The following is a 23,292-nucleotide window of genomic DNA, read 5'->3' as shown; positions in this document are numbered from 1 at the left end:
TGCGGCAGCTCTCTCGACATCTTGACTTCAAGATTGATTTACCTGGTAATGTTTTTGTAGGTAACGTTTTTAATTTCATTTTTTTTGAAAGACCGTTGCTTTGCTTTTCCGATGTTTTTTCTAAATTGATATCCGAAAATTTTAGCGTGTTTGATGAGAAAATATACGTTAAATTCTCGGGAGGGGATCTGCTAGAAGATTCTTGTTTGATCATCGATAAATATGAAATGGGCTCGACTGTAGAGGTTGTTGAAAGCTACTTTTCTGATTTCATGGGAGGGCAGATTGGCTACCCAATAGTCCTGTTCAATGCTGCGTTCGATTGGATATCCTTCGAAAGTTCACGGGAGGAGATAGGTGTTATGGCTGTGAAAAATTCGGAAAAAAAGGATCGATTTATATCTGGCCTTGAAGCTGATTTTATTTCGATCGATTCACTTCGGGAAATGCGATCTCGATCTGGAGCGGAAGGCTTGATCGCGAGGTCATTTCTTAGGTCGTATGCTCTAGCCTCATAAAAGAGATCTGCAAAGGCCCTGCTTGATCCACTTGCTCGGATGTTCATCAAACCTTTATCCGTCGCCCTTGAGGTCTCACTTTCGTCCGGCCTTCTGAGTTTGTCATTTCAACGTTGAGATTTTTCGGGAATAAACGATGCCTGCACCCGTTTGCCACGTCCTGATCCCAGACAGGCGGGATCGAGCAATTCCTTTTGTAGTCGCATTGTTTGAAACATTCGGATTGTCAGTCAAAAATCCGCACACCGGAAGAATTACGACTTGGAATGATGATGGAACGCAGGAGGAGATTGCGGAGGCGCAGGCATATCAACTGATAGCGGGTGGACATGTACAAAATACTCAGTTTTGGAAAACTGCGAGTGATGACGTCTTTGTTTCGTGGGAGGAGCGAGCAGACGGATGCATGCTGTCGATCTTTCTAGATGGCGTGTCGCCAGATTTGGCCGCTGGGTTGGTAGGTCTATTCACTAAATCTGCGCTAACGACATTCAGGGGGAAGTACGGGGAGACGATAGTTCTTACCTTTTCTTTCCAATAACCCAACATCGTCATGGATGATTTAAAAATTTTTCTATTTTCAATCCAAAGGCCGCGGCATCAAATCCCGTAGCCGCGCCAACGGTTGAGTTCACAGCCGCGCTTGGCGGATAAAATTAATGCCATGAGAGGGGCATGTTGAGATGTCAGAGTACAGGACGGCTAACCTTCGTCAGAGAAACAGTCACCCCGAGATACTCATAGAGGTGTCCTCTGAGTTCGAATCTGGATTTGAGTGGCTGCTATCGTATTTTGAAGAGGCAGTTGATAGTGGCATGCTCTTCAAGGATGGTCAATTTGTGCAGTTCGGTTGGATGATTGTCACCTTACGCGCTGATCAAGATGGTGATCTGAAAATCTTGGAGCCGCGATTTGACGCGATGCCGATTCAGTGGATTCACGGCGTCAACATGACGCTTCGACATTTGCTGATACAACGTGAAGTCTGTGCGCAATTGACCGCGGATCCATCGTTTCCGAGCTTGATGGATTCGCGTGTTATCTCCGATGGCCTTTTGGGCAGTGAAGTGATTCGAATGGAGCGAGAGACTTCCAAAGGTGGATCAGATTCCGGCTGGTTGTTCCGCGATCCTGACGCAAAAGGGGGGAGGCATTGCTCCCTGTTTGAAATTGCTGTCAGTTGCCCCGCCGTTGTGCCATTCCTCGCTTTGCCTGAAGGCAGTGCCGTGTCTCTGAATGCGTCTGAAATCCAAGTTTCCTGCGGTGATCGCCAAATACACTCTTCCTCCAACGCTTTTTTGTCGAAATTGCAAGCGCGTCATAGCTAACCGCGGCACCGCGGGTCGCCGATAAAGGCGCGCCAACACTTCCTCCTCCCTGCCATGCGTCGACGGTTGCGAGAGCCCCGTCCGGCCTTTGTTACGTCGATGTATTTCAAATCTCTGCCCATTGCTACTGCCGCGTCACTCGCGTTTGGCGCTACGAGCTTGCCGTTATCCGTGATGGCGCAGGTCCCGTTGCCTTCAGGTCAAGCCGCCGCCCTGACCAACGCCGAACAAGACCAGCGCAACCGCCAGCAGCAGGAAGCCCGCGAACGCGCCGCTGTCGTTAACGCGCCCGCAGTCCGCGCCGAGGCAATCGCGCGTGCCGAGTATCCGGCGCTGCCAACGGAAACCCCTTGTTTCCGCGTTGACCGCTTCGCACTGGAAGTCCCCCAAGATCTTCCGGCTGACCTCCAGTCTGCGGGAGCCTCGGCGTTGCCGATGGACCCCTTTGCATTTGCGAGGCAGTGGCTGGAACACTATCAAGGCCAGTGCGTTGGCAAACAGGGCGTTGAAACATTGGTGAAGGGCCTCTCGCAAACGATTCTGTCGAAAGGCTACGTCACCACCCGTGTGCTGGTGCCCGAGCAAGACCTGTCAACGGGCACGTTGAAACTCGCGCTGATTCCCGGCGTCATCGGCGCTATCCGTTTCAGTGATCCCGATTTGTGGGGCACGTGGAAGACTGCTTTCCCGACGGCGCCAGGCGAATTGCTGAACCTGCGCGATCTGGAGCAGGGGCTGGAGCAGATGAAGCGTGTGGCGAGTCAGGATGTCGATATGCAAATCGTGCCGACCTCAGTCCCGGGGCGCAGCGATGTTGTCATTGCCATCAAGCGCAACAAGCCGTGGACGCTGGTGGCATCGGTCGATAACTCAGGTTCGCGTTCCACGGGGAAATGGCAAGGCAACGTGAGCCTGGGCATCAACAATCCGCTGGGGCTGAGCGACATCTTCAACATTGGCTACAGCCAGGATTTGCAGTTCAACAACAAGGAACACGGCACGCGCGGCTGGAACGGCTACTACTCGGTGCCGTGGGGATATTGGACAGCCACGCTGTCGGCTTACAGCAGCAACTACTTCCAGCAGATTGCCGGGGTGAACACCACATTCGTATCGAGTGGAAAATCCGAGAACGTGGATTTGAAGTTGCATCGCGTACTGAGCCGTAGCCAGAGCGATGTCTTCGGCATGCAGGTGCGACTGACGCGCCGATTCGGCAAGAGCTATATCGAGGACACCGAGATTCCGCAGCAGCGCCGCAACAACACGATCCTCGAAATTGGTATGACGGATCGGCACTACTTCGGGCAATCGCAACTGGACGCGACGCTCTCGTTCCGTCAAGGCATCGGGGCGATGGGCGCGCAGCCCGATGCGCTGGCCGCAGACGATGGCCCCACATGGCGCTTCCGCATGGCCGTCCTCGACGCCAACCTCTCGGTCCCCTTCAAGATTGCCGCGCAGCCATTCCGTTACGTGACAACAATCCGCGGCCAGTTCACGAATGACCGTCTCTACTATGTCGATGACCTGACCATCGGCAGCCGATACACCGTGCGAGGCTTCGATGGAGAAAGCCTGCTGGCGGGCGACCGCGGATTCTATTGGCGCAACGAGTTGCAAGCACCACTCGGTTCAACCGGCCAGGCCCTTTACGCCGGCCTGGACTATGGCCGAGTCTACGGTCCAGCCACGGCTGCGCTGGTAGGCACTCAATTGGCCGGTGCAGTCATCGGCGTTCGAGGCGGCGTGGGTTCGCAGAAATTCGGCGGTGTCTCGTATGACGTGTTTCTGGGAGTGCCCGTGTACAAGCCGGAGCAGTTCCACACGGCAGGGGTGACGGGCGGGGTGCAGGTGGTTTATCAGTATTAGCGATATCGGCGGCGACGCCAATGGCTGGTTCATCGGCACTGGGCAATTCGTTTAGTGCGTTGCTTCCAAAATCGATGGGTGCAGCGGAGAATAAAATTATCAAAATTACTCCGGGCCGATGTAGACAGCAATTGAGAAGGATTTGAGCAGGATATAAAAGTCATGACTACTGATCGGAAGAAGCTGGCGCAGATCACGCTACCGGTAGCGCAGTACTTGTACGATCACGGCACAAATAGCCTCCCGGGTGCACCAAATTCCGTTAACAAACTTCTCGACAATCCTAGTTTTAGCAATGCTATTCAAAAAGGTCTTACTAAATATCTCGGAGCGAAGTGATGAAGCTCAACAATGAGATGCAGCGCCTACTAGTGAGTTCTCCAGTAACCCGCGAGCTCACTTCTGAATTGGTGTCGATAGCAGAACGAGGATTTCAAGTCGTCGGAGACTGCTATCTTCTGGCTTCTTTGTTTGAAAGAGAAATAAACGTTAGCCGGAGAGACTTCAAAGACGCTACAGGGTATGAATGTTTCATTAATTCACTTCATATCGAAGATTACGATGAAACATTTCCTATACCTCAAGCAATCCAATTCATACACTGCATCTTTCAAGTCTGGAACAAATTCACAAGTCTCGTTCTCGTCGCCGCTCTTTCCGCTGACGAACTTTGCGTTGTTGTGAAGTTCCACGTAAAGAGAGATGGGGAAAGCTGGCTGAGTGCCGATCTTGAAGGCTACATTGATGCAACGATGTTGATGAATTCAACCGAGGACGTGAAAGGAGCTATTAGTGCCGTTGCAGGTCCATCAAAATCGAAGAAATAGCTCACGAATCCACGTCGTTTTATTCGAAGATCGATTTGCGCGATGCGCAGCGTTGCTCTGCTGTTCCGACTTCGAAGACTCCAGTACGTACGGAATTTCACTAGTCCGACAACCTTCTGTGGCGCGTTAGTAGGGGCACGAGACTACTTCGGTGCTATACGACCTACTTTTCCCTTCGCCTCATTTTGGTGTTCCGCTGAGCGAATGAGTTTCCACCCCGAGACCGCTGGCCATCATCAAGTCATGCCGCTTGTCCTTAGCGCAAACGGCAAGCCCATTCAAGACTATACGAATCATGCCTTTTTACACCTTCGCAAAGTCGCTCCGGAGCGTGGCGCTTGCCATGTTTGGGTTCATCGGCGCCAGTGCATCACTGGCGTCCTCGGGCGACGGGACGTTCCAAGTTCATCCCATTACCGACTCCGTGCTGATCAATCGAAGCCGATTGTCGATACAGCAGATACCATTGGGGCAGCAGTTGGTGGAATATTGCCCAACCCGCTAAAGATTGTTGAAGGACTCGGGGCGATCTTCAGTAGCGGGAATGACGCACCCAAGTACGCGCCGAGCCCGAAACACGACGTTGGCGGATGGGGTATGCCCATGGATCTAGAGGATTCAGCAGCACAGCAAGTGCTGAATAATTCCGTGCAAGGCGGAAAGCAGCGTTACGGCGTTTCCGATGGGAGAGTGTATGAATTCCAGCCTGATAATGTTGGAGGATGGCATGGCTATCCAGTTCCGGGCAATGAAGTTCCGGCAAGTGTGTTGAGAGCGCTATTGCAGCGCGGTGATATTAATAAAGCCGAATATGGAAAACTTATCAAGGGAAAGTGATGAGCGAACTGAATCTTGAATTCTTCCTGTCGCAAAATAAATCCGCAACAGATTTGGGATTCCCAGCAGGAAACCGCGTGGGTCAGATTGTGCTATCTGTTCTCGACAGTGGAAAAAGTTATGTCATTTTGGACGTCGAATGGAATCTTGATGAACTGGTAGGTTGGTTTAAGGACAATAAGTCCCACATGGAAAAAGAATCTCTTCCAAAGTTTGTTCAATGGTGTGGATCAATTCACAGGTCCATTGAGACTACGTATGAGAACTTCGATGCCTATCTAGATGAGCAACTGGACGAGCTGTTCGAATACAGGCGCCGTCACGAAATCTGCTTTGGAATGCGGGGAGTGAAAATTCCAGCAATCTACATAGGGATTGGCGAATTAGGTTCGGAAGTGTCGGGTGAGCGCAACGGCGTTCCGTTTTGCTATGCTGTAGATCTGAAAGCTTTCTTAGGAAGGCTGGCGAATTGACTATCGAAGAACACAATGCCCTGTGTCCGTATCCGTACGATATGTTCGAATTCTTGAAGCCTCTTGTCCGCATCCCTTCGTCAACCTTGCGTCTTGGATTGTTCGAAAATGTTTTTTCCAGTCAATAATGACCTGATATTTGAAGCCGAAAAGAAGCTCGACTATGCGTTCCCAAACGAATTGCGCACTTTCTACCTTGAAATCGGCGAGGGACGATTGCAGTCAGGGGAAGAAGCCCGCTTTGTTTCACATTCACATAATTCCGTGATTCACCCGACGGATATACCGAAGTTGCTCGACGGAACATGTGAATGGATGATGCCGTACACTGAAATCCAACCTGACGTTCTCCCATTTTTCGATCGGGACCTCGATTTGTTTTTGTGTCTCCGACCCCGCAGTGGCAACCCAAATGCCGTCTACTGGATGTGGGGTGACAGAATCTGCGACTCGCTAATTGAGTTTTTTCAGCGGCTGATGGTGGATCCAGATTGGTTTAATCCGCCAAAAAGCCGATCGACAGAGCATTGACCGCAGCCAAGCCTGCCAAGGCTACGGCCGAGTAATCTTATCACCCTAATCATTCGTATGCTGCAATGGGCATGACTAACCCAGATTCGACTGAATTCAGGAGGAATTAGCGATGTCATCGCGCGTTGGGATTTACGGGGGCGGTTCAATTTTCGAACTCTGGCCGATTCGCTTGGCAAGGGCACTTCCGGAACCGAGAGCGCGAGAGCCGCACTTCATGCAATCGTAGTTCACTCCGCCGAAAATGATATCCGGCGGGTTAATAAAGTTGCAGTGAATATGACTACATTGAATAACTTAATTTTGCTTCAAGTTGTGAGCGTAGAGGAGCTTATCCGGCCGGCGGCTGGAGAGGACGCGCAGCTTAAGGAATTGTATGAAGTCAATTTGGCTCCTGTCCTTGATGGAATAAGAAGTGGCGCCGTTGCTCCTCCCAGTGATGCATTGACCGGGTATTGGTATTACTTTTCTCCAGAAGGTCCTTGGGATTTGTGGTCGAGATTTCCATCGATATCTGAGGCGGTAGCGAAATTAATCAATCTACTTGAGATTGATGGTGACGATCAATTTCGCGCGTATCTTCTTCGGAGAAATATGAAACATGATGATGAGTACTGAAGACATTACGCGCCGGCTACTTCTCGCCATGCAGACAGCCTTGCTAGGAAGGATCAGCCCCAACATACGCGCCATAAGCTGCGAATTTGAAGGTGGGGACGTCAAAATGAAGGCCGTCTTTGATGGTCCGATCTCGGATGTCGATCGTGAGATGATGGACGAGGTCGGGACAGAGGTGGCTTCGCACTTTGAAGAGGCATCCGTTGAGGCGGAGTGCGTAAGACTCGATGCCCCGCAAACTTATCGAGACTGTATGCTTGCTTGGTACGTGTATTTGCGTAAGGAGTAGTCAATACACTGCTGACTTGGCATCCATTGGCCTGCAGCATAGGCCTGTGGCACACATGCATGCAAAGATCCGAACCCGGCCGTGTGAAGCCGGGTTCGTCGTTAGAAGTTGGCGGACTTGCAGCGTGGTAAGAGCCAGGAAGAGCAGCAGCGCCTAGATGACCCTAGCTATGCAGAAAAGCAGCGTGGCCAGCAATACACGGCTGAACAGGCGCAGCTGAAATCCACGGGGATGTATCAGTATGACCCGGTAGCTCACACCGTGCGGGATCTTCAGACACGCGAGCTGAACTACGTTGGTAACGAGTTGAAGAGTGCTGGTCGAGGCGCGAAGAACTTTCACGCAGGCACAGAAGGCGAAAATTTACCAGCAGAACCTAGAAAGAAAAAAACGGTGGAGTGCTAAGATCAGATCTTGACGGCCAAGAATTGGTGACGCCAGAGAAAAGTCAGGCGGGGGGTACTCCTCCCCAAAATGCTGCACAGATCGACCATATTGTGCCGAAGAGTCCGGCTGATCCCGATGTTGCCAGAGGCAGTAATCGCTACAGCAATGCGCAAGTGCTCTCTCGTGAGTAAAACCGAGCGAAGTCAAATAAATAGCCCATGAGCCTAGAAAGCTGGCCCTTTGGCGATCAGCCAAACGTAGCGGTCATCGTCAATCGAACGATTGTCACGGAGCACGCTTGGATTGCGTACGTGTCGCATGATAGCGATGATGGGGCATGGCAGTTTTACACCAGTCAGACAGAGCCAGTAAGCGAGTCCGATGCGATGCTCGTTAGTCTGCGATGCGTTGTAGAGATTGATCCAACCGTGCAGCAGCTTTCTGATCTGCCATTGGGGTGGCATGCTTGGCGCGACTCTGCTAGCGCCCCGTGGACAAGGGCGAAAATAGCAAGCTAACAACCTGAACCCGGCCTCGCTGCCGGGTTCTTCGTTTCTATGGCTGCTGTTGCGGTCCTGCCCGCCACGCGAGGCCTGCGGCGATGGCTTCCTCGCGCGTGGGGTAAGTCTCGCTGGGGCCGCTGGTGATGTTGTCAATGCGAACCCACGACTCCCACCGGCCGTCCTTGCGCCAACTGGGCACAGCGGCAACGCCGTTGCGGCGGCGAGCGCATGTGCTGCCAATCCTGTTCTTTGTCTCAACAACGCAGGCATTACTACCGGAGAGATTGTCGCTGGCGGAGCTATGCCGGCCGGAACGGGAGCGGTAGTGACCGCAAGTGCAGTCGGCTCGCTCGTGGAGGGAGAGGCCGCCGCTCTAAGGCGCCTGGCGCAGAATCCAGCGGGGCCGACGTTGACGGGCAAGGGGTCGAGGACAATCCTTCAATTGCAATCTCAAAGGAGGATTGACGAACTTGCCTGCACAGTTCAACAATCCCGCAGTCCAACCAAAGGATCTTCAAATAAAGTTTGGATGGAAAGGTATTGAAAGCGGACCCGGAGGTCAGCTTGGGCGCGCCAGTCTATGCGGGAGCCACAACCGCCGACGTGATGAGCTACTTCAGAAAACTGGCTGGTGTCGACGAGATGCCAACAGTAAGAACGGTGGCGGAAAAAGGCGATGTTTTTTCGGCAACCACGGAATCCGGTGCAAAGATAACGCTACGTAATTTTTCGACATCTGGCCAGCAGAGTGGTGCATCGTGGACCATTGATGTAATCGATGCATCGATAAATAGCGGGCGTCGGGTGGAGATCAAATTTAAATGAAGAATGATGAACTGATTGAACGCGTCCGTCGTAGTGCATTTGGGCTTTCGATGGGTGCCATCTGGCAACATATGACGGTTGGTCTAGAGTCCGAGGGGATCTGTGTGGACAGGACTGCGATGTTTTTTTCCATACTGCGAAGCCTCATGTCGGCAGGAGTTGTGAGGCTCGGCAGTGGTGGCATCATGCTTGCCGGAAGCGAGGAGGATCAGCTTGCCCTGCTCAGGGCTTCGTGGCCCACGGAACCCAACGAGGATGATCTTGATGGCTTTGGCATGTGGTTTCTAGCTGATGCGCCGGCTGGCGTTGTCTGGGTTGACGCGAACGGAGCGGAGGTATGGACTTAGATGGTCCATGAACATCTTAACTTTCCCAACTGAGCGATCGCCATGTGCGAGCTGTTCCAAGCTTATAAAAATGTTTGGTGATAAATATCAAAATAAGCGTTTACGACAATAATGGTGCGATTGTGCGCCGTCGATGAGGTTGGAGATGGAAGACAGGACAAGTTACTGTGAAATGAAAGCTTGGCTTCTCGAAGCTTGCCGTTATCCGTGATGGCGCAGGTCCCGTTGCCTTCAGGTCAAGCCGCCGCCCTGACCAACGCCGAGCAAGACCAGCGCAACCGCCAGCAATGGGAAGCCCGCGAACGCGCCGCAGCGGTGAATGCCCCTACAGTCCGCGCCGAGGCAATCGCGCGCGCTGAGTGGAGGTCCGCCGGAAGATCTGTGGGGACTTCCAGTGCGAAGTGGTCAACGCGGAAACATGGAGTTTCCGTTGTCAGCGCCGGATACAGTCGGCTGGCGCGTCCACTTTTTTTGCCGATGGACCCCTTTGCATTTGCGAGGCAGTGGCTAGAACACTATCAAGGCCAGTGCGTTGGCAAACAGGGCGTTGAAACATTGGTGAAGGGCCTCTCGCAAACGATCCTGTCGAAAGGCTACGTCACCACCTGCGTACTGGTGCCCGAGCAAGACCTGTCATCGGGCACGCTGAAACTCGCGCTGATTCCCGGCGTCATCGGCGATATCCGTTTCAGTGATCCTGATTTGTGGGGCACGTGGAAGACTGCTTTCCCGACGGCGCCAGGCGAACTGCTGAACCTGCGCGATCTTGAGCAAGGGCTGGAGCAGATGAAGCGTGTGGCGAGTCAGGATGCTACGCCAACGTGAGGGGGTAAACCGGGATTCTCGCGGGCGATGGTAGCTTCGACATTCACGTCAAAGGACACAAGCGGTGTCAGTCCGATGATTCCGCAGCATGAGATTGCCGGGCTGGGCGGTGGCAATGCTCATGCGGGTGCGGTCGGGGCGGGCTTGTCTTCGCTGGCGGCCGACAAACTGGCGTCAGTGGGCCCCGGAGTTAGTTCGACGAGTGGGACGATTATCAAACTAAAGTGAGTCTGTCGTGGAAAATGAACTCTTGAAAACCAAACTTCGCGGACTCCATTTTGCGATGGATCACATGTCTGACGTCGTCAAGAAGATTCGTCACAACCGTGACAAGATTGATTTGTCAGCGTGTTACGGTAGTCTTGCCGCCGATAATTTGATAATTGGATTTTTTAGGTATTTTGTCGAGGGAAACGTTGATGATTTCAAACAACATCTCTACACGGCTTGCCAACTAAAATTGGCGGAATTTGAAATCAATAGTCATCAGCGATTCGAAATCGGGTACGAGATACTTTTTGCACTTTTTTCTGATTCGCCTGCCATGATCAGGGCTGTGGCAAACTTTGAATCGAAGGAATTTGTTGATTCGTGTGAGAACCCTATTCGTCCGCAATTTAGAGTGCATATGTGGCAGCTGGCACTGCGAGGGGAATACGTCGCACTGGAAGATAAGATACGCCGGCTTGCGAAGAATGGCCGCAAGCCGGAGCGAACGCTTGCTTCGGAAGGAAGTGACTTTTTCTCATTGCTAATCAAGAATAGCAAACCGGATCTGGAAGCGCGCATAAAAGAGGATGCCAATGCTCAGAATGCGGACGCCATTACGGAGGGCTATATCTCGTTTCCGGCTGCCTTGGAGGCAAAGCTGTGCTGGTATCGAGGTATACGGGTAGGAGTTGATCATCCTTTGGTGCCGATGGAATTGATGCCAATCCTTCCACTCGAACATTATGCTGAAGTCTACGATTTTCTCTCGCCTAACTATGTGCCGTCATCCCGTGGTCTTATTGGAAGGCTGTCTGATTTTTTAAAAATCTGACTCGCCGTTAGGTAGCAAACATGTTGCTCGATAATGGCTATCGTCTGGTGGATGACGGGGCGACCAAAGGGTCAAGCGGTGATAGGTATGCTGTCGCGTATATCAGCCAGAATGCGGATAATCTGTTCACGGTAACGGTGCCTGAGCGGTGTGGACAGTCTCCGGATAGCATTATCGATGCACGCAACCAACCTAGCATGAGCCCCGATATCGCTCAGCGCGGAGTGAACCGTGCATACTCGGCAGATTCTAAATCTGGCGTAAAAATTAAGAGTATTACGCTTATCACTTCCCAGAGAAGCGTGTACGTTCCGAGGTTACCACAATGACAGCAATGATGACTGGCTATCCGACGGAAAGCGAGTTGCGTGAAAGAATGAAACGTCAACTCGCGAGGCGGGGGGCAACGGAGAATGTTGCACTGCTGTGGCATGGATATTTATCTGGCTTATTGGAATGGGGGCTAATTGAATTAGTCGTATTTGATCGACTTAGCTCCTTGCTTCCAAAAGTCGGTCGTAAGGAGATCGTAGAATTATCGATGGATGAGTGTATTTCGCCCGAACTTGAACGCGAAATCGAGGAATCAATGCGCAAGCCTCAGTAACGCCGAATCCGGTTAAGAAGTCGGGCGCGGTATCGCGGGGGCATCTTGGAACATTCGGTTCGATTTCCGGGCAATCCGGCAACCAAAGACGTTATTTCGCGATCTATGGCAAATGACAGGCGCGGTCTCATGGTGCTTGGTTCGGTGGCGCCAGCTATTGCGACTGGCTGGGTTCACTTGATAGCAACGTTAATTTTGCTGGAGCACAGATAAATACAACTAGGCAAGGGAATGGTCAGCTCACAGAGCTAAATTCTCTGCTGCGTGGTGGCGCATTACACGCGCAATTTTTGATTCCTCCGGCTGAGCGCCTGGAACATTTGAAGCCCACTACGCTGCCGCGGCAACTTGGATATTAATCATGGAAAAAATATGCAGCGTCCTTGAGATATGGGACACAGGTGCAACCTCCTCTAAGGAAGAGCGTGAAGCGGCCAGCGATAGGATGCAGTGGTGGGATGACTTCTATGCTCGGACTGGTGCGAGAAAGATTGTAGGGACACGATGGACTTATAAAGGGATAACATACGAAGATAAAAATCGTCCAGTACCGGTCCCCGACATGTCTGGGCTGGTTTACGCTGCTCCCGACTTGAAGAGTTGGACCGTTTTAAATCCGGACGGTACACGAAGATTTTGTATTGCCGTCCCAAAGCTCAGTGAAAATTCTGTTCCGCAGAACGGCGAACTTGGCATTCCGAAGCACATGAAAGGAGACCCGACTAACGTAATGTATGGAGAGGGTAGCGACGGTGATAGATGTGATTGCCGATTCATTTTTGATATGAACAACGGGGAATTAGTCAAGGTTGAATTCCTGGGTAAGCACTGGTGAAAATAAACTTCCATCTGCGCCAGCGCGCTCTTCCCTATCACGGGTGACTCAGGCTCCATCCTCTCCAATGTTCTAAGGAGTGCAAGCGGCGCACCCTGCGTTTCCTTGTTTGAAGCAGACGAATGTCGATGCAGCGTCTGTATTCGGTACTAACAAATGAAGCTTAAATCTATCCTAATTATCGCGAGAGGCATTCTCTCACCCTGGATACTTTACGCCATCGCTTGGTCGCCAAAGATCTTGGGATTCAACGTGGATGCGAAGCAACTGCATCTCGTATTTCTATTTTGTCTCTACTTCATGCTGGGGCTAATCGCAATTGGATTCGTAGGTTTCGTACTGAGGGTGTTGCATCGCGCTAATTGTAAACGTTGAAATTTTTCCTTGGCATCCTCTCATTCTCCATAATGCCGATGTCAAAAAAAGCCGGGCGATGGCAGGCGTACCTATTACCATTCTCATTCCGGCAATCCGGGGCAGGGCTGCATGCGTAGAAAAGGACAGGCAACGTAGCTATGAAATTGAAAAAACAAAACTTAGAAATTTCATGCGACGGAAAGTCAATTTGTTATTCTGATAAAGAAAATAATTTAATATGGAGAAATACTGCGCCGAGTCTTGAAAAATGGAAGTCGCTTAATCGTAGCTCGCAACCTATTGAATCTTTAGAGAAGGGAGTCTATCTCTGGTTGAACGGAATAAGCGCGGAAGAAGTAATCGTCGTATTTCGTCCATATAAAGGGTTGGACTTCAATTTAGTGTATTCGGCATTGACCGGAGAGTTGGTGGGAATCCACGAGGCGCGCTAATAAATTCAACGTGCCATGGCTGGGATCGGCGCGCTGAAATCCGGGACGTTGAAGCGGAAATGGAATATCACCTGCTTCCAATTGGTCGAGTTTCCGTGCAGAGATCATCATCCCTCGCCCCATGCCCGCCCGGCATGCCTGCCATGAATGCCAGTCCATGGCGTCCGAGGCATCTGCCTTCCATACTGCGTAGTTTCCAAAAACTACAAAACACATACCGTGAAGCGCAATCTAGTTCGGGCGGGTCTGATGGCCGCCGCATGCATCCTTACCTCCATGGCTCACGCGGAGGTTATCAAGCCCATCAAGGACTCGCGTGCCGACATCGGCGGTGCGATATTCAGGCAGCCGGAAGTGAAGGTGGAGCGTGCGCCGGATGGCTCGGTGTCGGCGGATGCGCAGCGCTATACCTCGGCGGATGGTGCCTTTCAGACGGGCATGTACAAGTCCGGACCGTTCCGGGAAGAGATCGCTGCGAACCCCGGTTTTCCGTATGACGAGTTCCTGTATTTCGTCTCGGGCAGCGTCAAGCTGACGTCGTCGGATGGCTCGTCGATGACGGTTCGGGCTGGCGAATCCGTGACGATCCCGAAGGGATGGAGCGGGGTATTCGAGACCCAGGGCTATACCAAGATCTACGTGGTGTACGATGCCGCCGCGGTCAGCGAATCAGCCAAAAAGTAGCGCAAGAAGTCAGTCAGCAACGCCGCCGTTCGCCACCACCCGGATCAGCATTTGGCGAAACATGGCGATCTCTTCGGGGCTGAATCCCGCAAAGCCTCTGTGTGTGACGTCGATGAACACCGACGGAAGCCTCTGGACGATTGCATGGCCTTCATCGGTCAGCGTGAGATGCACCATGCGGCGATCTGCCTCGCCGCGGCTACGCGTGATGAGGCCGCGCCGCTCCATGCGATCGACCAGACGCGTCACGGCGCCGGCATCGATGTCCAGCCGCCGGGAGAGTTCGGTAGGTGTCGTGGAGTGGCCATTTGCCAGCATCATGAGGCAGCATGCCTGCGCATGCGTCAATCCCATATGGCTGGCTCCCTGCTCCACGTACTGGGACAGCGTGTTCTTCGCGCGAACGAGCAGATAGGCAATATTGCCGCTCAGGTCAAAGTCACCGGCATCGATCAGGCTGCGCGGGACTGTGGGCAAATCTGTCAATGCGTGCCCTTTTCGCAAGTGGCCTGTTCATGGGGCTGCGATGCCGTGGCGTTGGCCTGACGCGCGGCTGCCCGGGCGCGCTCGATCACTGTCCAGTCCGGGCCGGCGAAGGCCGAGATCGACAAGCTGGTGAACGCCAGTGCAATGAGAACCTTCATGAGTCGCATATCTGGAATGTTGAGGGTGCCGATGTGAGGCGAGATTGTGGCGCCCGTAGTGGTTGCGAGCCACCCACGGACGTTCATAGCTGCTATTGCGTTTCTACATGTCCTACCGGGCGCAAAGCATCTGGACGCTTCGACGCGTTGGGCTGGCCGTGGTCGTTCACGGTCCAACCGCCACCTAGTGCCCGATACAGCGACACGCTGGCGGCCAACTGGCGTCGATGAATGGATTCCAGTGCGCGCAGGTTATCGAGCGTGGTGGCCTGCACGACACTGACATCGAGATACGCAACGGCTCCCAGACGATAGCGTTCGGTCACTTGCTGGAGTGCGCGCTCCGATGCCGCCACCGCTGTCTCCTGGCTTCTGGATTCATCGGCGAGAATCCTGAGGGCGGCGTAGTTGTCCTCCACGTCTTGCACGGCCTTCAAGACTGTGTCGCGATAGTCGGCCGCACTGGCATCGAATTGCGCCCGCGCGCTGTCCACCCCTGCTTCACGCTTGCCGCCGTCGAACAGCGTTGCAGCCAAAGCCGGGCCCACGGCCCAGAAGCGGCTCGGGGCGGTTAGCCAACCCGCAAGGCCGGAACTCTCCAGGCCGCCGTTGAGATTCAACATCAGGGTAGGGAAGAACGCTGCGCGCGCCACGCCGATCTGCGCATTGGCCGCCGCCACGCGTCGCTCTGCTGCGGCGATGTCGGGCCTGCGTTGCAGCAGCGTGGCGGGCACCGCATCGGGCGTGGGTGGAACCTGAAAGCGCTGTCGGTCGTTCTCGTCCGGTACGGAGAAGGACGTTGCAGGCTCCCCGACCAGTGTGGCCAGCGCATGAAGAAGCTGTGTGCGCGCCAACTGTGCGTCCGCCAGTTTGGTTCGAGTGGTTTCCAACTGGCTGCGCGCCTGATCTACGTCCGATTCCGCAGTGATGCCGCCGCGATATCGGTTCTCTGTCAGTTGCAGCACGGCTTCATAGGTGGCTATCGTCCGCTGCAACAATGCCGCTTCCCTGTCGAGTGAGCGAATACCGAAGTACTCGATGGCGATTTCTGCCTGCAAGGCCAGGCGCACCGCAGCCACGTCATCCACACTGGCTTGCTCGCGGTCCTTCGCTGCATCCACGTTCCGTCCGATGCGACCGAACAGGTCGGGCTCCCAACTCGCGCCTAGTCCCAGCAGATGATCCGGGGTAGTCCGTCCAGCCAGCGAATGGCCCAGCACGTTGGCAGACAGATGTGTGCTTGTGACGCTAGCCCCGGCGCCTATCGTAGGGAAGTAATCCGCTCTCGCCGCTGCAACCTGCGCGCGCGCATCGTGCAGCAGGGCGATCGACTTCATCAATGTCGGACTGCCGGCGTCGATGCGTGCGATCAGGGTGTTCAACGTCTCATCCTGATATGCCTTCCACCAGTCTTGCGTGATGACCTGATGGACGGTATTGCCCGCCTCGCGATACGCGGATGGCATTGGCATGTCGGGCGCGTGATACGGAGCCGACGCGCAACCCGCCAGCACGACGCAGGCCAGCAGTATCGAGACCCCCTTCATGCCGGTGCTCCCTTGGCCTTGACGGCGGATGCGACGCGGACAGTCGCGCCAGCCACCAGTCCATCTCCAGGGTTCGTCACAAGTCTTTCGTTTCCCTGCAGTCCGGCAAGGATCTCGACGTGAGAGCCGTAATCGCGACCGAGCGTTACGCGGCGTGTGGCCAACCGGTCCTGATCGTCGACGATCAGGACCGCTGCGCCATCCTTGCCGAACCTCAGCGTGTTGGCCGGCACATCCAGCCCGGCATGCGGATTGGCGATGACGAGGTGCACCTCTGCATAGGTGCCCGGCAGTATTTCCACCTCCTGGCTGTCTACGTCCAGTTCCACGCGCAAGCTGCGTGTGACAGGATTGATCGCGCCAGCCGTGCGCGCCACGGTTGCCGGGTAGCGCTTCGCGGGTGATTGCGGCAACGTCAGCCACGCCTTGGTGCCGGGTTCCAGTGCTGCGCTGATGTCCTGTGGCACCTCGGCATAGACGCGCAGCCGTGACCCTGCCGACAGGTGGAAGAGTTCGGGGCCTTGGCCCGTACCGCTTCCAGCATCCACCAATGCCCCCGTGTCCACGTTGCGCTGCGTGACCACGCCGTCAAACGGCGCGCGAATCTGCGCGAAGCTGGTCAGTTGCGCAAGTCGGGCCGTGTTGGCGTGCGCGGCGCTCAAGAGGGCCGCCTTGGCGTTCATGTCGGCAACCTTCTGGTCGGTATCCTGCTGCGCTACGGAGTTCGTCGCCTGCAGGGCCTTCCATCGCAGCGCGGTAGTCCGGGCAAGGTCATACTCGGCCGATGCCGTGGCCTCGGTGGCGCGTGCCTGGCGGAGCTGGTCGGCAATCTCGGGCACGTCGATGTCTGCAAGCAACTGACCTGCCTTGACCGGCGTACCGATATCCACGTACCAACGGCGCAGGTATCCGCTCACGCGTGCGTGGATGGCGGTGTCCTCGTAGGCGCGGACGTCGGCGGGAAGCACGATATCGTAAGCCTGCGCCCCATTGCGAGGCGCCACCACATTGACGATCGGTATCTGCGTTGCCTGAACGCGTTCCTGCAAGACCTTCTGTCCGTGCAAGCGTGGCACAAGACCGACAGTCAATGCCGCCGCAGCAGCCAGTGCCATGACAAGCAGCGCAAGCAGGCGCCCACGGGAGCGGCGCATTGGCGTGGTATGCGTTTCCAGCGCGCTTTCGGAAGGGTCTTGCTGCGGCTGTTCAGACGCGGAGCCAGATTGGGGCGAACTCATGCCGTGCCTTCATGAAGGTTGGGAGAAGCTGCGGGGCGCGAGCGCGCTGCCATCCAGCCGTGCAGCGCAGCGAACAGCACCGGTACAAGCACCAGCGTGGCAGTCGTGCCGAAGGCGAGTCCGCCGATGACCGTACGGCCCAACGGGGCGTTCTGCGCGCCGGCTCCACTGGAGCCCAATGCCATGGGGACCATGCCGAACAGCATCGCCAACGCGGTCATGGCAACGGGGCGGAAGCGGCTGAATCCCGCCTCGAAAGCCGCGTCCCGCGCCGATTTGCCGGCAGCGAGCAGGCCCCGAGCATGACTGATGACGAGAATGCTGTTGGCGGTGGCTATGCCGACGCAGATGATGGCCCCCGTCATTGCGGGAACGCTGATAGTGGTGTGCGTGGCAAAGAGTATCCACGCCATGCCGGATAGCGCCACCGGAAGGGCTCCGACAATCGTCAACGGATCGAGCCACGACTGGAAATTGACGACCATCAGCAGATAGACCAGCACGATTGCGATGGCCAGCCCGGTCAGCAGCCCGCTGAACGATGTGTGCATGGTTTGCACCTGGCCGCGCACGATGATCTCCGAGCCGGCAGGCAGATGAGGCCGCGCCTGATCGACAATGCGCTGCACATCGGCAGCCACACCTCCGAGGTCTCGTCCTCTCACTGCGCCAAAGATATCGAGTACGGGCTGGACGTTGTAGTGCGAGACGACGCCCTGCTGCGAATACCGCCTGACGCTGCCAAGCTGGCCGATTTCACCTGCCCCGCCTTGCTGGGGCGCATTGACCCCCAGGCGGACGGGAATGTTCGATAGCGTCTGGAGGGAATCCATCGCGTACTGCGGTACGGACACGGCAACCGGATAGCTGACGCCATTCTTCGGATTCAGCCAGAAGTTTGGCGAAGTCTGACCGCTTCCGGACAACGCAATCAGCAGGTTCTGCGCCACCTCACGTTGCGTCAGCCCGGCTTGCAACGCCCGCGTCCTGTCTACGTCGATGGCCAGGGCGGGTTGATCCGCCGGCTGCTGAAGGCGAAGATCGGCCAGCCCCGGCACCGCCGCCAGGTTGCGCAGCAAGGAGTCCGCAACCTGCCGGTTGCCATCCACGTCATTGCCAACGATCTGGATGTCGATCGGTGCGGGCAGCCCGAAGTTCAGGATCTGGCTCACCATGTCTGCGGGCAGGAACGCGAAGCTGACACCTGGGAAGGATGTCTGCAGCGCAGCGTCGAGACGTTCCACGAGTGCTGCGGAAGAACCGGCGCCGGGTTTCAGGGAAACAAGAATCTCGGCATCGCCCGTGCCGATGGGCAGCGAGGAGTCGTATGTGAGATTGATGCCGCTTACCGGCAATCCAATGTTGTCGACGATGCCGCCGACATTGCCGGGCCCGGCAATGCGGCGTATCTCGTTCTCGACTTCATCGGCGATGCGCGCCGTCTCTTCGATGCGCGTGCCAGTGCGGACGCGCATATGCAGTCGAAGCTCTCCGCTATCGATGGCCGGGAAGAAATCCTGTCCGAGAAACGGCACGAGCGTCATCGAGCCCGCACACAGCAATGCGAATGCCAGCGCGGTACGGCGCGGCGCGGCCAGTGCGGCCGACAGCATCGCGGAATAGGCGCTCCGCACGCGCTCGAACGCCGCTTCAAAGCGCTTGTGTGCGACATCGAACCAGTAGGCGGGGCCTCGGGTAGCTGCGGGGGCGCGGCCTTCGCCACGCAGAAGATAGTGCGCCAACGTGGGAATCAGCGTGCGGGACAGGAAGTACGAGGCCATCATGGCGAACACGACGGCTTCGGCCAGCGGTACGAAGAGATAGCGCGCCACGCCGCTCAGCAGGAACATCGGCAGGAACACGATGCAGATGCACATCGTGGAAACCAGCGTGGGAAGCGCGATCTCGCCGGACCCGTCCAGGATGGCCTGCTCCAGCGGCTTGCCCTGTTCCCGATGATGCGCAACGTTCTCGATGGCCACCGTCGCGTCATCCACCAGTACCCCGACGGCCAGCGCCAGTCCGCCGAGCGTCATGATGTTCAGGGTCTGGCCGAAAGCGGCGAGGGCGATCAATGCCGCAAGCACGGATAGCGGGATCGTGATCGCGATGATCAGCGTCGCCCGCCAGCTTCCAAGAAAAAGCAGGATCATCGTCGCTGTCAGGCAAGCCGCGACCAGCGCCTCGTGCAGCACGCCGTCGATTGCGGATGTCACGAAGACCGACTGGTCCGATAGCGGCTGCACTTCAAGGGACTTTGGCAATCCCGCCGTGATGTGGGGAAGCAAGGCCCGGATCTGGGCCACGACGGTCAGCGTCGAGGCACTGCCCGTTTTCTCGATCTCCAACAGGGCGGAACGCAAGCCGTTGTGACGGACGACATTGGTCTGCGGCGCATAGCCATCGTGTACCTGCGCCACGTCGCGCACAAAGATGGTGCCATCGGGCCCGGAGCGGACCGGAAGGTCGTTGAGCGCCGCAACGGTCTGCGTGCTCCCGTTCAGGTCCACGCGATACTCGAGCGTGCCAATCTTCGCTGTGCCGCCTGGCAACACCAGGTTCTGGGCATTCACGGCGTTGACCACATCAAGCGGCGAGAGGCCGCGCGCCTGCAATGCGGGCACGTTCAGGTCGACGGTGACCTCGCGCACCTTGCCACCGTACGGAAGTGGAACAGAGGCGCCTTCCACTGTCGCAAGCTGCGTGCGGATAAAGCTGTTGCCAAGGTCGTAGAGTTCCTGCTCGGGCAATGTGGTGCTGCCCAGGGCGAGTCGCAGGATCGGCACCGTCGAGGCGTTGTAGCTCAGCACCAGCGGCGGAGTGGCACCCGGTGGCATCTGCTTGAGGATGGACTGTGCGCCTGCGGTGGCTTGCGCAATGGCCCGGTTGATGTCGGCACCGGGATGAAAGAACACCTTGATGACCGCTACGCCCGCCAGCGATTGCGATTCGATGTGTTCGATGTTGTCGACATCCGTTGTCAGCGAACGCTCGTAAGGCGTCACGATGCGTTGCGCCATGTCCTGCGCCGACAGCCCGTTGTAGTTCCAGACCACGCTCACTACAGGGATATCGATCGCGGGAAAGATATCCGTGGGCATGCGCAGGACGGCCAGCGTTCCGCCCAGCATGAGCAGGATCGCGAGAACGATGAAGGTATAGGGCCGACGCAAGGCGAGCCTGACGATCCACATGCCTGTTTTATCCGGTTGGGGGACTTCCGTGAAGATTCGCGAAGTCTAGGGATACCGCGTGGGGGCGTTTAGCAGCCAGATCGCAGGGCTTTTCAAATGCCACTTCGATACGACAGAATCCCCGGGCATGTACGATACGCAAGCGGTTGATCCGCAACCTGCGTCATCCTCAATCCTTTGCCCCACCCAGCCCATGGACAAGTTGCTCGCCCTGAAAATGTTTGTCGAGACCGTCGATGCCAAGGGTTTCTCTGCGGCTGCGCGACGCATGAATCTGGCGACCTCGTCTGTCACGCGCGCGCTCGACGGACTGGAAGGCGATCTGGGCGCCGTGCTGTTGAACCGATCCACACGCCAGGTCACGGTGACGGAAGCCGGTGCGAGCTACTACCAGCACGCGCGGCAGATACTGGAGGCGGTGGAAGAGGCCGACGCGCTGATCGCGGACCGTGGCGAGGCGCCGGTGGGTCAGTTGCGCGTATCGCTACCGGTCGCATTCGGCCGGTGTTGCGTGTCGCCCTATCTCGGTGCGTGGATGGCGCAGCATCCTCGGCTGGAAGTCGAAGTCCAGCTTACCGACGAGATTGTGGATCTGCTGGATGCACGCGTGGACGTGTCCGTCAGGCTGGGCAGCGCTGCCACTTACGACAATGTCGTGGCAAGGGAAGTGGGGTGGTTTCGCCGGCTGGTGGTGGCAAGCCCGAAATACCTCGACCAGCATGCGGCGATAGCGGAGCCTGCCGACTTGCTCGATCACTGCTGCCTTCGCTTCAGCTTTGGACGCCGCGATCAGGTCTGGACGTTTCGCCAGGACGCGCACAAGGTGGTGGTGCCCGTCAACGGCAGCCTTCGCAGCAACAACATCGAAGTGTTGAGGGATGCGGTGCTGGCGGGCCTGGGCGTGGGATTGCTGCCAGACTGGCTTGTGCAGGATGACATTGCCGAGGGCAGGCTGGTGACGTTGCTCGCGTCGTGGGACGTGACACCCAACGATTCGAGTTCGGTCATTACGGCGCTCTATCTTCCGAATCATCGCGGATCGCGCCGCGTGGCCACGTTCCTTGAGTTCCTGTCGTCGCTGCCGGGGCCGACCGGCCAGGCAAGGCCCACTGCGGAATAAGCAGCGGTCAATCCACCCATTGCCCTGCGCGCAACGCTGTCTTGCGCCGTGTTGCGATTCCCGCAACGTCGCCTGACGACTAACCTCCGGTCATTCCCTTTCAGGAACCGGAGCCATGTCTACCCAAGCCTCTCCCTCCCCCGCTGGCAATGTGACGGTGTCGCCGATGTCACCCGCGCTCGTCGCGCTGTTTTCGCTCTGCGCCGGCGTCCTGGTGGCCAACCTCTACTATGCCCAGCCGATTATCGAGCTGATCGCCCCTGCGATCGGACTCTCTACCGACCGCGCGAGCGTTATCGTTTCGCTGACGCAGATTGGATACGCGGTCGGGCTTTTCTTCCTCGTGCCGCTTGCCGATCTGCTGGAGAACCGCCGCTTGCTGGCCATCAGCGGAGTGGCCGCCGCTGCCAGCCTTGCCGGTGCCGCCTTGTCGTCACAGCCGAGTGTCTTCCTGCTGGTCTCGCTGCTGCTGGGGCTCAGTTCTGTGAGCGTACAGATCCTGATTCCCCTTGCCGCCCACCTCGCGCCGGAGGCGCTCCGTGGCCGCACCGTCGGTACGATCATGGGCGGCCTGCTGTCGGGCATCCTGCTGTCGCGCCCGCTTTCAAGCATGGCGGCGCAATGGCTGGGTTGGCGCGCGGTATTCGTGATCGCAGCGGCCCTGACGTTGCTGACCGTCGGGATCATCGTGATGACCCTGCCGCGTCGCGTGCCGCAACATCGCGCCACCTATGGCAGCTTGCTGGCGTCGCTGTGGCATCTGCTCGCCCGCTACGCGCTGCTGCGTCAGCGCGCGCTGTTCCAGGGTCTTCTGTTCGCCGCGTTCAGCCTGTTCTGGACCGCGGTGCCGCTGGAACTGGCTGGGCAACATGGCCTGTCGCAATCGCAAATCGGTTTGTTCGCACTGGTCGGTGCGCTGGGTGCCGTGGCCGCGCCCATTGCTGGACGCCTGGCGGATGCCGGACATACACGCGTTGCCTCGCTTGCGGCGATGACCGTTGCGGCACTGAGTTTCCTGCCGGGACTGACAAGCGGTAGCGGTGCGGTGATCGGTCTTGCGCTCACCGGCGTCCTGCTCGACTTTGCCGTGCAGATGAACATGGTGCTGGGCCAGCGGGCCATCTACGCGCTGGATGCGAACAGCCGTGGACGCCTGAACGCGCTCTACATGACGGCGATCTTCGTCGGCGGCGCGGCAGGCTCCGCGCTCGCCAGCTCGCTCTACACGCACTTCGGCTGGCACGGCATTGTCGTGGCGGGAGGCAGCATGGCGCTGCTTTCACTGGCGGCGTTGATCGCGACGTCGCGCCGTTGAATCGAGTCGGATGCGGTATGCCTTTGGGATACATCCCTAGGGCATACCGCCGCATCGCGCTTCCGGACAACGCCAAC

Annotated in this window: 26 protein-coding genes and 1 pseudogene; 22 read left to right on the top strand and 5 right to left on the bottom strand. The window is 56.5% G+C overall.

The genetic code is table 11. The features are described 5' to 3' along the window. The 20 genes and pseudogenes from FFS21_RS32090 to FFS21_RS20525 form a co-directional block, all read left to right on the top strand. On the top strand, positions 1 to 518 hold a 518-nt coding region (locus FFS21_RS32090), incomplete at its 5' end, for a hypothetical protein (RefSeq protein WP_171020458.1). A 136-nt stretch (positions 519 to 654) separates the two neighbouring features. Further along, positions 655 to 1,059, top strand: a complete 405-nt coding sequence (locus FFS21_RS20620) for a hypothetical protein (protein ID WP_137926636.1) — start codon at positions 655 to 657, stop codon at positions 1,057 to 1,059. 274 nt (positions 1,060 to 1,333) lie between these two features. Continuing rightward, a complete protein-coding gene (locus FFS21_RS20615) occupies positions 1,334 to 1,846 on the top strand; it encodes an immunity protein Imm33 domain-containing protein (protein ID WP_249359527.1) in 513 nt (170 codons plus the stop codon). 99 nt (positions 1,847 to 1,945) lie between these two features. Then, on the top strand, positions 1,946 to 3,718 hold the full coding sequence (locus FFS21_RS20610) for a ShlB/FhaC/HecB family hemolysin secretion/activation protein (RefSeq protein WP_137926634.1): 1,773 nt from the start codon (positions 1,946 to 1,948) through the stop codon (positions 3,716 to 3,718). 162 nt (positions 3,719 to 3,880) lie between these two features. Beyond that, the gene (locus FFS21_RS32085) at positions 3,881 to 4,057 is read left to right on the top strand and encodes a hypothetical protein (RefSeq protein ID WP_160474495.1); all 177 of its coding nucleotides are present in this window, start codon (positions 3,881 to 3,883) and stop codon (positions 4,055 to 4,057) included. Next, complete coding sequence (locus FFS21_RS20605) at positions 4,057 to 4,545, top strand: PM0498 family protein (protein WP_137926633.1); 489 nt, start codon at positions 4,057 to 4,059, stop codon at positions 4,543 to 4,545. Before FFS21_RS32085 ends, FFS21_RS20605 begins: the two co-directional genes overlap by 1 nt. Before the next feature lie 204 nt (positions 4,546 to 4,749). Then, entirely contained in the window at positions 4,750 to 5,382 is a 633-nt protein-coding gene (locus tag FFS21_RS32285) for a hypothetical protein (RefSeq protein ID WP_212745261.1), read from the top strand. Next, positions 5,382 to 5,855, top strand: a complete 474-nt coding sequence (locus tag FFS21_RS20595; protein ID WP_137926632.1) for a hypothetical protein — start codon at positions 5,382 to 5,384, stop codon at positions 5,853 to 5,855. The genes FFS21_RS32285 and FFS21_RS20595 overlap by 1 nt, the downstream gene beginning before the upstream one ends. A 108-nt stretch (positions 5,856 to 5,963) precedes the next feature. Continuing rightward, entirely contained in the window at positions 5,964 to 6,386 is a 423-nt protein-coding gene (locus FFS21_RS20590) for an SMI1/KNR4 family protein (protein ID WP_137926631.1), read from the top strand. Between the two features lie 279 nt (positions 6,387 to 6,665). Further along, entirely contained in the window at positions 6,666 to 7,004 is a 339-nt protein-coding gene (locus FFS21_RS20585) for a hypothetical protein (protein WP_137926630.1), read from the top strand. Continuing rightward, a complete protein-coding gene (locus FFS21_RS20580; RefSeq protein WP_237380685.1) occupies positions 6,988 to 7,293 on the top strand; it encodes a MafI2 family immunity protein in 306 nt (101 codons plus the stop codon). The genes FFS21_RS20585 and FFS21_RS20580 overlap by 17 nt, the downstream gene beginning before the upstream one ends. Positions 7,294 to 7,410: 117 nt before the next feature. Next, positions 7,411 to 7,698 (top strand): hypothetical protein, encoded by a 288-nt coding sequence (locus FFS21_RS20575; protein WP_137926629.1) that lies wholly within the window; start codon positions 7,411 to 7,413, stop codon positions 7,696 to 7,698. A gap of 1,025 nt (positions 7,699 to 8,723) precedes the next feature. Next, complete coding sequence (locus tag FFS21_RS20560) at positions 8,724 to 9,008, top strand: hypothetical protein (protein WP_137926627.1); 285 nt, start codon at positions 8,724 to 8,726, stop codon at positions 9,006 to 9,008. Further along, a complete protein-coding gene (locus tag FFS21_RS20555; protein WP_137926626.1) occupies positions 9,005 to 9,355 on the top strand; it encodes a DUF596 domain-containing protein in 351 nt (116 codons plus the stop codon). The genes FFS21_RS20560 and FFS21_RS20555 overlap by 4 nt, the downstream gene beginning before the upstream one ends. A 471-nt stretch (positions 9,356 to 9,826) precedes the next feature. Further along, a pseudogene (locus FFS21_RS32950) lies at positions 9,827 to 10,171 on the top strand (POTRA domain-containing protein); the annotation flags it as partial. Positions 10,172 to 10,430: 259 nt separating this feature from the next. Further along, positions 10,431 to 11,222 (top strand): Imm49 family immunity protein, encoded by a 792-nt coding sequence (locus tag FFS21_RS20545; RefSeq protein ID WP_212745260.1) that lies wholly within the window; start codon positions 10,431 to 10,433, stop codon positions 11,220 to 11,222. 325 nt (positions 11,223 to 11,547) lie between these two features. After that, positions 11,548 to 11,829, top strand: coding sequence for a hypothetical protein (locus tag FFS21_RS20540; RefSeq protein ID WP_249359523.1), 282 nt, complete (start codon positions 11,548 to 11,550; stop codon positions 11,827 to 11,829). A gap of 361 nt (positions 11,830 to 12,190) precedes the next feature. Further along, positions 12,191 to 12,664: a hypothetical protein gene (locus FFS21_RS20535; protein ID WP_137926625.1), complete on the top strand. Its 474-nt coding sequence runs from the start codon at positions 12,191 to 12,193 to the stop codon at positions 12,662 to 12,664. Between the two features lie 515 nt (positions 12,665 to 13,179). Beyond that, positions 13,180 to 13,473, top strand: a complete 294-nt coding sequence (locus FFS21_RS20530; RefSeq protein WP_137926624.1) for a hypothetical protein — start codon at positions 13,180 to 13,182, stop codon at positions 13,471 to 13,473. A gap of 276 nt (positions 13,474 to 13,749) precedes the next feature. Continuing rightward, a complete protein-coding gene (locus FFS21_RS20525) occupies positions 13,750 to 14,157 on the top strand; it encodes a cupin domain-containing protein (protein WP_249359521.1) in 408 nt (135 codons plus the stop codon). Positions 14,158 to 14,166: 9 nt separating this feature from the next. On the opposite strand, the gene FFS21_RS20520 is transcribed toward FFS21_RS20525, so the two are convergent. The 5 genes from FFS21_RS20520 to FFS21_RS20505 form a co-directional block, all read right to left on the bottom strand. Then, complete coding sequence (locus tag FFS21_RS20520) at positions 14,167 to 14,634, bottom strand: MarR family winged helix-turn-helix transcriptional regulator (protein ID WP_237380687.1); 468 nt, start codon at positions 14,632 to 14,634, stop codon at positions 14,167 to 14,169. 5 nt (positions 14,635 to 14,639) lie between these two features. Then, complete coding sequence (locus tag FFS21_RS32080; RefSeq protein WP_171020456.1) at positions 14,640 to 14,801, bottom strand: hypothetical protein; 162 nt, start codon at positions 14,799 to 14,801, stop codon at positions 14,640 to 14,642. A gap of 92 nt (positions 14,802 to 14,893) precedes the next feature. After that, positions 14,894 to 16,348, bottom strand: coding sequence for an efflux transporter outer membrane subunit (locus FFS21_RS20515; protein ID WP_137926623.1), 1,455 nt, complete (start codon positions 16,346 to 16,348; stop codon positions 14,894 to 14,896). Further along, positions 16,345 to 17,586, bottom strand: coding sequence for an efflux RND transporter periplasmic adaptor subunit (locus tag FFS21_RS20510; RefSeq protein ID WP_349304720.1), 1,242 nt, complete (start codon positions 17,584 to 17,586; stop codon positions 16,345 to 16,347). The genes FFS21_RS20515 and FFS21_RS20510 overlap by 4 nt, the downstream gene beginning before the upstream one ends. Further along, complete coding sequence (locus tag FFS21_RS20505) at positions 17,583 to 20,780, bottom strand: efflux RND transporter permease subunit (RefSeq protein ID WP_137926622.1); 3,198 nt, start codon at positions 20,778 to 20,780, stop codon at positions 17,583 to 17,585. Before FFS21_RS20505 ends, FFS21_RS20510 begins: the two co-directional genes overlap by 4 nt. A 193-nt stretch (positions 20,781 to 20,973) precedes the next feature. On the opposite strand from FFS21_RS20505, the gene FFS21_RS20500 reads away from it, so the two are divergent. Beyond that, positions 20,974 to 21,900 (top strand): LysR family transcriptional regulator, encoded by a 927-nt coding sequence (locus FFS21_RS20500; protein ID WP_137926621.1) that lies wholly within the window; start codon positions 20,974 to 20,976, stop codon positions 21,898 to 21,900. A gap of 115 nt (positions 21,901 to 22,015) precedes the next feature. Further along, complete coding sequence (locus FFS21_RS20495) at positions 22,016 to 23,215, top strand: MFS transporter (protein WP_212745258.1); 1,200 nt, start codon at positions 22,016 to 22,018, stop codon at positions 23,213 to 23,215. The last annotated feature ends 77 nt before the right edge of the window (positions 23,216 to 23,292 follow it).

The organism is Cupriavidus sp. 2SB (assembly GCF_005503625.1).
Taxonomy (GTDB): domain Bacteria; phylum Pseudomonadota; class Gammaproteobacteria; order Burkholderiales; family Burkholderiaceae; genus Cupriavidus.
Note: the sequence above shows the minus strand (reverse complement) of the source record. Positions and strands in the feature narration are given on the sequence as shown.